This is a genomic window from Saccharomonospora halophila 8, from assembly GCF_000383775.1.
Lineage (GTDB): Bacteria > Actinomycetota > Actinomycetes > Mycobacteriales > Pseudonocardiaceae > Saccharomonospora > Saccharomonospora halophila.
In genome coordinates this window covers 2,099-10,605 of record NZ_KB912483.1, presented here as the reverse complement: position 1 = coordinate 10,605, position 8,507 = coordinate 2,099, and the positions used below count along the sequence as shown (strand labels likewise).

Below are 8,507 nucleotides of genomic sequence, written 5' to 3'. Positions count from 1 at the left end.
CGCGCTGGCCACGGGTCGCCGTCCCCGCGCCACCGCCGCGCCGGCCGAAGAGATTGCCCAGCATGTCACCGAGGCCGCCGAAACCGGCACCGCCGCTCGTGGTGCCCTGCTGCCCGAAGATGTCGCCGAGGTCGAAACCACCCGCCCCGCCGGGGCCACCCGCGCGGCCACCGCCGGGAAAGTTGAAGCCGCCCGCGCCCCCGGAGCCGAAGAGGCTGCGTGCCTCGTCGTACTCCTTGCGCTTGTCGGGGTCGGACAACACACCGTAGGCCTCCGAGACGGCCTTGAATCTGCGTTCGGCCTCCTCGTCACCGGGGTTGGCGTCCGGGTGGTTCTCCCTGGCGAGCTTGCGGTACGCCTTCTTGATCTCATCGGCGGAGGCGTCGGAGGAGACGCCCAACTCGCGGTAGAAGTCCTTGTCGATCCATTCCCTCGCGCTCATCGGGCGTCCCCTCCCTCCGGCTGCTCGTCAGCGCGCGTTCTCATCGGTGTCGACGGGCAGCTCGCCCTCGACGGGTGCGTCCACGGGGCCGGTGCCCGGCACCCCGTCCGCCGCGGTGTCCGCGTCCCCGGCCGGTGCGGGCTCGTGATCGGTCACCGCGACCAGCGCGGAGCGCAGCACCCGGTCGCCGAGCCGGTACCCCCGTCGGAGCACCGTCGTCACGGTCGGCCCGTCGACCTCGGGCGAGGTGTCGTGCTGCACCGCCTCGTGAACGCTGGGGTCGAAGGTCTCGCCCTCCCGGGCGAAGGACTCCAGACCCTCCTTCTCCAGCACGCCCACGAGCTTGTCCGCCACGGCCTTGAACGGGCCGGTGAGGTCACCGTGCGCCTCCGCCCGCTCCAGATCGTCCAGCAGCGGCAGGAGGTCACCGACCACCGACGCCTTGCCCGACTCCGCCATGGACTCCCGCTCGCGGTCGACCCGCCTGCGGTAGTTGGCGTACTCGGCCTGGACGCGCTGGAGGTCGGCGGTGCGCTCCTGCAGCTGCTTCTCCACGTCCGAGATCGGCGCGGCCGCTTCGTCCACGGTGCCCTCCACCGGGGGCGGCCCGGAGGCGTCCACCGTGAACTCCTCCGGACCCCGCTCCTCCGGATACCCCTCGCCGTCGTCCGACGGGCGGGGCCCTCCGGTCTCCGGGTCGACCTTCCGACGGTCCCGCACGACCACCGGCTCCTCTTCCAGTTCCTGCTCGAACTCGTCGCGCTCGGTCACTTCTTGTCGTCCTCGTCGACGATCTCGGCGTCCACGACGTCCTCGTCCTTGCCGGAGGTGCCACCGGAGGTGCCGCCGGCCGCACCGGCCGCGCCCGCGTCGGCACCGTCGGCGCCACCCTGGGCGCCGGTGTCGGCGTACAGCGCGGTCGCCAGCTCCTGCGAGGCCGAGTTGAGCTTCTCCATCGACTCGCGGATCTTGGCGGTGTCGTCGCCCTTGAGCGCCTCGTTGGCCTCGTCGATCGCGGTCTTGACCTTGCCCTTGAGCTCCTCGGGCAACTTCTCGTCGTTGTCGGCGACGAACTTCTCGGTCTGGTAGACCAGCGTCTCCGCCTGGTTGCGGGTCTCGGCCTCCTCGCGGCGCTGGCGGTCCTCCTCCGCGTGCGCCTCGGCGTCCTTGACCATCTGGTCGATGTCCTCCTGCGGGAGCGCGGAGCCACCAGTGATCTTGATGCTCTGCTCCTTGCCCGTGCCGAGGTCCTTCGCGGTCACGTGCACGATGCCGTTGGCGTCGATGTCGAACGTGACCTCGATCTGCGGCACGCCCCGCGGTGCGGGCGGGATCCCGGTGAGCTCGAAGCTGCCGAGCTTCTTGTTGTGCGCGGCGATCTCCCGTTCACCCTGGAAGACCTGGATCTGCACCGACGGCTGGTTGTCGTCGGCCGTGGAGAAGATCTCGCTGCGCTTGGTCGGGATGGTGGTGTTGCGTTCGATCAGCTTGGTGAACACGCCACCCTTGGTCTCGATGCCCAGCGACAGCGGGGTCACGTCCAGCAGCAGGACGTCCTTGACCTCGCCCTTGAGTACACCGGCCTGCAGCCCGGCACCGACGGCGACGACCTCGTCCGGGTTCACGCCCTTGTTCGCGTCCTTGCCGCCGGTCAGCTCCTTGACCAGATCGGCGACCGCGGGCATCCGGGTGGAGCCGCCCACCAGCACCACGTGGTCGATCTCGCTGACGGAGATCCCCGCGTCGCGCACCACGTTGTTGAACGGCGCCTTCGTGCGCTCCAGCAGGTCGGAGGTGATGCGCTGGAACTCCGCACGGGACAGCGTCTCGTCGAGGAACAGCGGGTTCTTGTCCGCGTCGACCGTGATGTAGGGCAGGTTGATGTTCGCACTGCCCGAGCTGGACAGCTCGATCTTGGCCTTCTCCGCGGCCTCCTTGATGCGCTGCAACGCCATCCGGTCCTTGGTCAGGTCGATGCCGTGCGAGGCCTTGAACTTGTCCACCAGCCAGTCGACGATGCGCTCGTCCCAGTCGTCCCCACCGAGGTGGTTGTCACCGCTGGTGGCGCGGACCTCGACCACGCCCTCGCCGATCTCCAGCAGGGACACGTCGAAGGTACCGCCACCGAGGTCGAAGACCAGGATGGTCTGTTCCTTCTCGCCCTTGTCCAGGCCGTACGCCAGGGCGGCCGCGGTGGGCTCGTTGACGATGCGCAGCACGTTCAGCCCGGCGATCTGGCCGGCCTCCTTGGTGGCCTGGCGCTGGGCGTCCTCGAAGTACGCGGGCACGGTGATGACCGCGTCCGTGACGTCGTCACCCAGGTAGGCCTCGGCGTCGCGCTTGAGCTTCATCAGCACACGCGCGCTGATCTCCTGCGGCGTGTACTGCTTGTCGTCGACCTCGGTCTTCCAGTCGGTGCCCATGTGCCGCTTGACCGACCGGATCGTGCGGTCGACGTTGGTGACCGCCTGGTTCTTCGCGGGCTGACCCGTGAGCACCTCGCCGTTCTTGGCGAAGGCCACCACCGACGGGGTGGTCCTCGACCCCTCGGAGTTGGCGATGACCGTCGGCTCGCCGCCTTCCAGAACGGAGACGACCGAGTTGGTCGTGCCGAGGTCGATGCCGACCGTTCGCGCCATGTGTCTTTCCCTCCTGCTTGCTCGTCCACCGGGGCGGCCGCCGGGGTGTGGCGGCCGCGTGGTCCACGGCGGCGTCGCGTTCTCGCTGTCGTCCTCAGGTGCGCTGTTGTCCTCAGGTGTGCTCCGGCGCTCCGGCGCCGTGGGCACCCGGTGAGCGACCGGGCCTTCCGACGTCACCAACGGTGCCGCATCAACCTTGAGCAGTGCCTACTCAAGTTCTACCCAATCATCCGATCGGACGTCAAACTGTAGTTGAGTAATCAGCGCTCAAGGTTTCTGCCTTTTCCAACGTCGGAGGGCGCCGGGTTGTTCCCCTCCGCCCCGCCCGAAGGCGTACTGATCGCCGAATCACTAGCCTGACCGTCAGCGGACGACGCACGGACACGGTCCGGACACGGAGCGAACCGCACACCGACTCCGACGGAGGTAGACATGACACAGGCGCGGAACCCGTACGACTCCCTGCCGCAGGTGCCCTCGTTCACCCTGCGCAGTGACGATGTCACCGACGGCGCGACGGTGCCGGTACCGCAGCGCAGCGGCGTCATGGGGGCCGGAGGGGAGGACCGCTCCCCCCATCTCGCGTGGGAGGCGTTCCCCGGGGGCACGAAGAGCTTCGCGGTGACCTGCCTCGACCCGGACGCCCCGACCGGCAGCGGATTCTGGCACTGGGCGGTGTTCAACATCCCGGCCTCGGTCACCGAACTGCCCTCCGGGGCGGGGGACGCGGACGGTTCCGGACTCCCCGAAGGCGCGACGATGCTGCGGACCGACGCCGGCATCCGGCAGTACGTGGGGGCCGCGCCGCCCCCCGGACACGGTCCGCACCGCTACATCTTCGCCGTGCACGCCCTCGACGTGGAGTCACTGGAGGTCGGCGACGAGGCCACACCCGCCTTCCTCGGCTTCAACATGTTCGGGCGCACCCTCGGCCGCGCCCTGCTCACCCCGGTCTACGAGATCCAGGGCTGAGCACCGACCCGGACGGTGTCCCGGGGCCGAACCCGTCCGTCGGCACGGACGCCGCGTTCTCGGCCGGGGCCGCGGCGTCCGTGTGCGGTGGCGTGGGCGCGCGGACGGTTCGTATCCTCGGGCGAACCGTGACCTCCCCCGTCACGGCCCGAGCCGGCCAGGAGGTGTGCGATGAGCGTGGATGTTCCCCAGGGCCGCGGCCTGGTGGGTACTGCCCGGCGCGCACTCCGGGTGCTGGAGATCGTGGCCGCCGAGGGGGACGGCGTCTCGGCCAAGGCGGTCGCCCGGAAGACGGGCTCCACGCTGTCCACGACGTACCACCTGCTCAACACCCTCGTCCACGAGGGCTACCTGGTCCGGCTGGGCCACGGACGCGGGTTCGGCCTCGGCTACAAGATCGGCCCGCTGTTCGACCGGCTGTGTACCCAGCTCGACGTCGACCGGGTCGTCCGCGACGAACTGAGTGCCGTGCACCAGCGGGTCGGCGCGGCGGCCTACTACACCGTGCTGCGGGACTGTGACGTCGTCGTCGCCGCCGTGGCGGACTCCCCGGAGCACCCCCGGGCCCAGCCCGTCGACTTCGGCTTCGACGAGGCGGCCCACGCCACCGCGTACGGCAAGGTCCTGCTGGCGGCGTTGCCCACCCGGCGGCGGCGGGAGTACCTCGCCGGCGCCGGGATGCCCCGGCTGACCGAGCGCACGACCGTGCGATTGCGCGATCTGGACCACGAACTCGAACAGGTACGCCACCGCGGCTGGGCGCAGGACGTCGAGGAGTTCCAGCCCGGACTGGCGTGCGTGTCCGCGCCGGTGGTCCGGCCGGACGAGCGGATCACCGCCGCCGTCGCGTTCTCCGTTCCCGTCGCCGACTTCGCCGCCAGAGGAACCACCCTCCACCGGCACGCCAGGGAGGCGGCCTCCCGGCTGTCCGCCCTGCTGTCCTGACCGTCGCGCTCCCCGCGCCGACTCGCGGGACCGGAGCGTCGACTCGCGGTCGTGGAGTGGCGACTCGCGGGTACGGAGTGGCGACTCGCGGGTCAGCGGGGTTTCAGGAGGTAGTCGACGACCGGGCGGAGTTCCTCCGCGGTGGGGGGTTCGTCGTCGATGAGGCCCTGGATCAGCAGGCCGTCGATGCCGGCGAGGAAAGCGCGGAAGGCGACCATGTCGTCGTGCCGGACCATGGACGTGAGCACGTCCAGCCACCGGCGGGCGGCGGGCCGCAGCTCGGGGCGCCGGGAGGCCAGCAGATACAGCTCGTACTCGGCCATCGTGCGGCCGCGCCGGGGGCCGATCGCCTCCGCCAGCAGGTTCGCCACCTCCTCGGCGCCGCCGCTGCCCCGGGAGCGGGCCCGGTCGATCATCCAGTACACCTCGGTGGCCATGTCCCGCGCGCAGGTGATCAGCGTGGCGATGAGCAGCTCGTCGAGGTTGGCGAAGTGGTAGGTCGTCGAGGTGGTGGGCACCCCCGCCTCCTTCGCCACGGTGCGGTGGGTGACGCCCGCGACGCCGTCCCGCTCGATGACCCGCAGGGTCGCCTCGATGATCTCGTGGCGCCGCTTCTCGCCCTTGGCCTTGCGTCCGTCGACCTCACGTCGCACCGCGTCACTCCCGACCACTCGGCGATCCCGGGACCGCCCGGACACCCGCGGATTCACGCGCGCCCCAGTTCGAGCAGCACGACACCGCCGATGACCAGGAGCAACCCGAGGATCATCGGAACGTTCATCGTCTCGCCCAGAAAGAGCGCGCCGATCAGGGCGACCAGGGCCACCCCGAGCGCCGCCCACACCGCGTAGGCCACCCCGACCGGCATCCCCAGTGCGAGCACCCGGCCCAGCAGGACGAAGGCGAGGCCGTAGGACACGATCACGACCAGGGAGGGCAGCAGCTTGCTGAACCCGTCGGAAAGCTTCAGGGACACGGTGCCGGTGACCTCGGCGGCGATGGCGACCGCGAGCAGGACGTAGACGACCACAGCTGTTAGAATACCTGAACGATAGTCCCAATACACGCGAGTTCTGCACCACATCTGTGGGACTTGTGCCGGGTCGGTGAGTTACTGATCAGTAGAACGCATTACCGTCTGCCGGAACCGCCTGCCGAACCCACCACGAAGTCCTCTCGACCGAAAGGCCCCCGACCATGGGTGCACTGCAGATCACGATGGGCGCGATCGGCGTCGCCGTCAGTATCGCCGCCTGGTTCGTGTTCCTCTCCGGCGTTGTTCGCCAGGTTCGCATCATCCGGCTCGGCCAGCCGGATGCCACGCGGAACGGTCCGTTCGTGCCTCGGATGCGCACCCTGATCACGGAGTTCGCCGCGCACACACGGATGAACAAGTTCCGCCACGTCGGTCCCTGGCACTGGCTGGTGATGTGGGGGTTCCTGCTCGGCTCGCTGGCGCTGTTCGAGGCCTACGGCGAGATCTTCGTGCCGGAGTTCGCGTGGCCGCTCATCGGGCACTGGGCGCCGTGGCAGCTGCTGCTCGAACTGCTCGGCCTGGGCACCGTCGCGGGCGGGATCGCCCTGGCGATCATCCGCCAGCGCAACCACCCGCGCCGCGCCGACCAGCAGTCCCGCTTCGCGGGCTCGAACTTCGCGGCGGCCTACTTCGTGGAGGCCGTGGTGGTCATCGAGGGCCTGGGCATCCTCGGCGTGAAGGCGTTCAAGATCTCCAGCGGCATCGAGGACCCGGCGCTGTGGACCAGTTTCGTCACCCAGCCGCTCGCCGCCGTGCTGCCCTCGGCCACCGTCGCCGTCTCCGTGATGGCGCTGATCAAGCTGCTGTCCGGGATGATCTGGCTGGCCGTGGTCGGCCGGAACCTGACCTGGGGCGTGGCCTGGCACCGGTTCAGCGCGTTCTTCAACATCTACTTCAAGCGCTCCGACGACGGCGACGTCGCGCTGGGCGCGCTCAAGCCGATGATGAGCGACGGCAAGCCGGTCGACTTCGACGAGGCCGACCCGGAGGAGGACGTCTTCGGCGCCGGACAGGTGGAGGACTTCTCCTGGAAGGGCTGGCTGGACTTCTCCACCTGCACCGAATGCGGCCGGTGCCAGTCGCAGTGCCCGGCGTGGAACACCGGTAAGCCGCTGTCGCCGAAGCTGCTGATCACCCAGCTGCGCGACCACGCCTACGCCAAGGCCCCGTACCTGATGGCGGGCGGCAAGAAGGACATGACCGGCGAGGAGATCGGCCTCACCGGCGACAACCCGCACGCCGGGATCGACGTGCTCGCCCTCGCCGAGTCGGAGCGCCCGCTGGTGGGCACCGGCGACGACGGCGGCGTGATCGACCCGGACATGCTGTGGTCGTGCACCTCCTGCGGCGCCTGCGTCGAGCAGTGCCCGGTGGACATCGAGCACGTCGACCACATCGTCGACATGCGCCGCTACCAGGTGATGATCGAGTCGAACTTCCCGACCGAGCTGAACGGGATGTTCAAGAACCTGGAGAACAAGGGCAACCCGTGGGGCCAGAACGCCAAGGACCGGCTGGCCTGGACCGAGGACCTCGACTTCGAGGTGCCGGTCTTCGACGGGGAACTCGGCGACGCCGAGTACCTGTTCTGGGTCGGCTGCGCGGGCGCGTTCGAGGACCGCGCCAAGAAGACCACCCGCGCGGTGGCCGAGCTGCTGCACCACGCGGGCGTCAGGTACACCGTCCTCGGACCGGAGGAGACCTGCACCGGTGACCCGGCGCGGCGCGCGGGCAACGAGTTCGTCTTCCAGATGCTGGCGCAGCAGAACGTCGAGGTGCTCAACTCGGTGTTCGAGGGTGTCGAGCAGAGCAAGCGCAAGATCGTGGTGACCTGTGCGCACTGCTTCAACACGCTCGCCAACGAGTACCCGGAGCTGGGCGGCAAGTACGAGGTCGTGCACCACACCCAGCTGCTGAACCGGCTGGTGCGGGAGAAGCGGCTCACCCCGATGGCCCCGGTCGCCGAGGACGTGACCTACCACGACCCGTGCTTTCTGGGCAGGCACAACAAGGTCTACGAGGCGCCCCGGGAACTGGTCGGCGCCTCCGGGGCGACCATGCGGGAGATGCCCCGGCACGGCGACCGCTCGATGTGCTGCGGCGCCGGGGGTGCGCGGATGTGGATGGAGGAGCGCATCGGTAAGCGCATCAACGTCGACCGCGTCGACGAGGCGCTGGGCACCGCCCCGGCCAAGATCGCGACCGGCTGCCCGTTCTGCCGCGTCATGCTCAACGACGGTGTGACCTCGCGCCAGAGCGACGGGGCGGCGAGCGAGGACGTCGAGGTGGTCGACGTCGCCCAGCTGCTGCTCTCCTCCGTCAAGCGGGGTGCGGGGAACGGGCAGAAGGTGCCCGCCTCCGTCGGGGCGGGCACCGAGGAGGCCGGCGGTGAGGCCGGTGCCGGCAGTGAGGTCGGCAGCGAGGCCGGCGGTGAGGCCGGTGCCGGCCGGGAGGCCGGCGGTGAGGCCGAGGC

8 protein-coding genes are annotated in these 8,507 nt (G+C 69.8%); 3 read left to right on the top strand and 5 right to left on the bottom strand.

What is annotated here, in order from left to right; translation table 11 throughout:
- The 3 genes from SACHA_RS19740 to dnaK form a co-directional block, all read right to left on the bottom strand.
- Nucleotides 1-442 (bottom strand): DnaJ domain-containing protein (locus tag SACHA_RS19740; protein ID WP_039737582.1); only part of this gene is annotated, 442 nt, incomplete at its 3' end.
- Between the two features lie 27 nt (nucleotides 443-469).
- The gene (gene grpE, locus SACHA_RS0101405) at nucleotides 470-1,213 is read right to left on the bottom strand and encodes a nucleotide exchange factor GrpE (protein WP_019806597.1); all 744 of its coding nucleotides are present in this window, start codon (nucleotides 1,211-1,213) and stop codon (nucleotides 470-472) included.
- The gene (gene dnaK / locus SACHA_RS0101400; RefSeq protein ID WP_019806595.1) at nucleotides 1,210-3,081 is read right to left on the bottom strand and encodes a molecular chaperone DnaK; all 1,872 of its coding nucleotides are present in this window, start codon (nucleotides 3,079-3,081) and stop codon (nucleotides 1,210-1,212) included. The genes grpE and dnaK overlap by 4 nt, the downstream gene beginning before the upstream one ends.
- A 432-nt stretch (nucleotides 3,082-3,513) precedes the next feature.
- On the opposite strand from dnaK, the gene SACHA_RS0101395 reads away from it, so the two are divergent.
- Both SACHA_RS0101395 and SACHA_RS0101390 read left to right on the top strand, forming a co-directional pair.
- Entirely contained in the window at nucleotides 3,514-4,053 is a 540-nt protein-coding gene (locus SACHA_RS0101395; RefSeq protein WP_019806593.1) for a YbhB/YbcL family Raf kinase inhibitor-like protein, read from the top strand.
- 171 nt (nucleotides 4,054-4,224) lie between these two features.
- On the top strand, nucleotides 4,225-4,998 hold the full coding sequence (locus tag SACHA_RS0101390; protein ID WP_019806591.1) for an IclR family transcriptional regulator: 774 nt from the start codon (nucleotides 4,225-4,227) through the stop codon (nucleotides 4,996-4,998).
- 92 nt (nucleotides 4,999-5,090) lie between these two features.
- Here SACHA_RS0101390 and SACHA_RS0101385 read toward each other — a convergent pair whose 3' ends face one another.
- Nucleotides 5,091-5,651 (bottom strand): TetR/AcrR family transcriptional regulator, encoded by a 561-nt coding sequence (locus SACHA_RS0101385; RefSeq protein WP_028662779.1) that lies wholly within the window; start codon nucleotides 5,649-5,651, stop codon nucleotides 5,091-5,093.
- A 53-nt stretch (nucleotides 5,652-5,704) separates the two neighbouring features.
- Entirely contained in the window at nucleotides 5,705-6,028 is a 324-nt protein-coding gene (locus SACHA_RS0101380; protein WP_019806589.1) for a DMT family transporter, read from the bottom strand.
- Between the two features lie 167 nt (nucleotides 6,029-6,195).
- Between SACHA_RS0101380 and SACHA_RS19735 the strand changes: the two genes are divergently transcribed.
- Nucleotides 6,196-8,507 (top strand): (Fe-S)-binding protein (locus SACHA_RS19735; protein ID WP_019806588.1); only part of this gene is annotated, 2,312 nt, incomplete at its 3' end.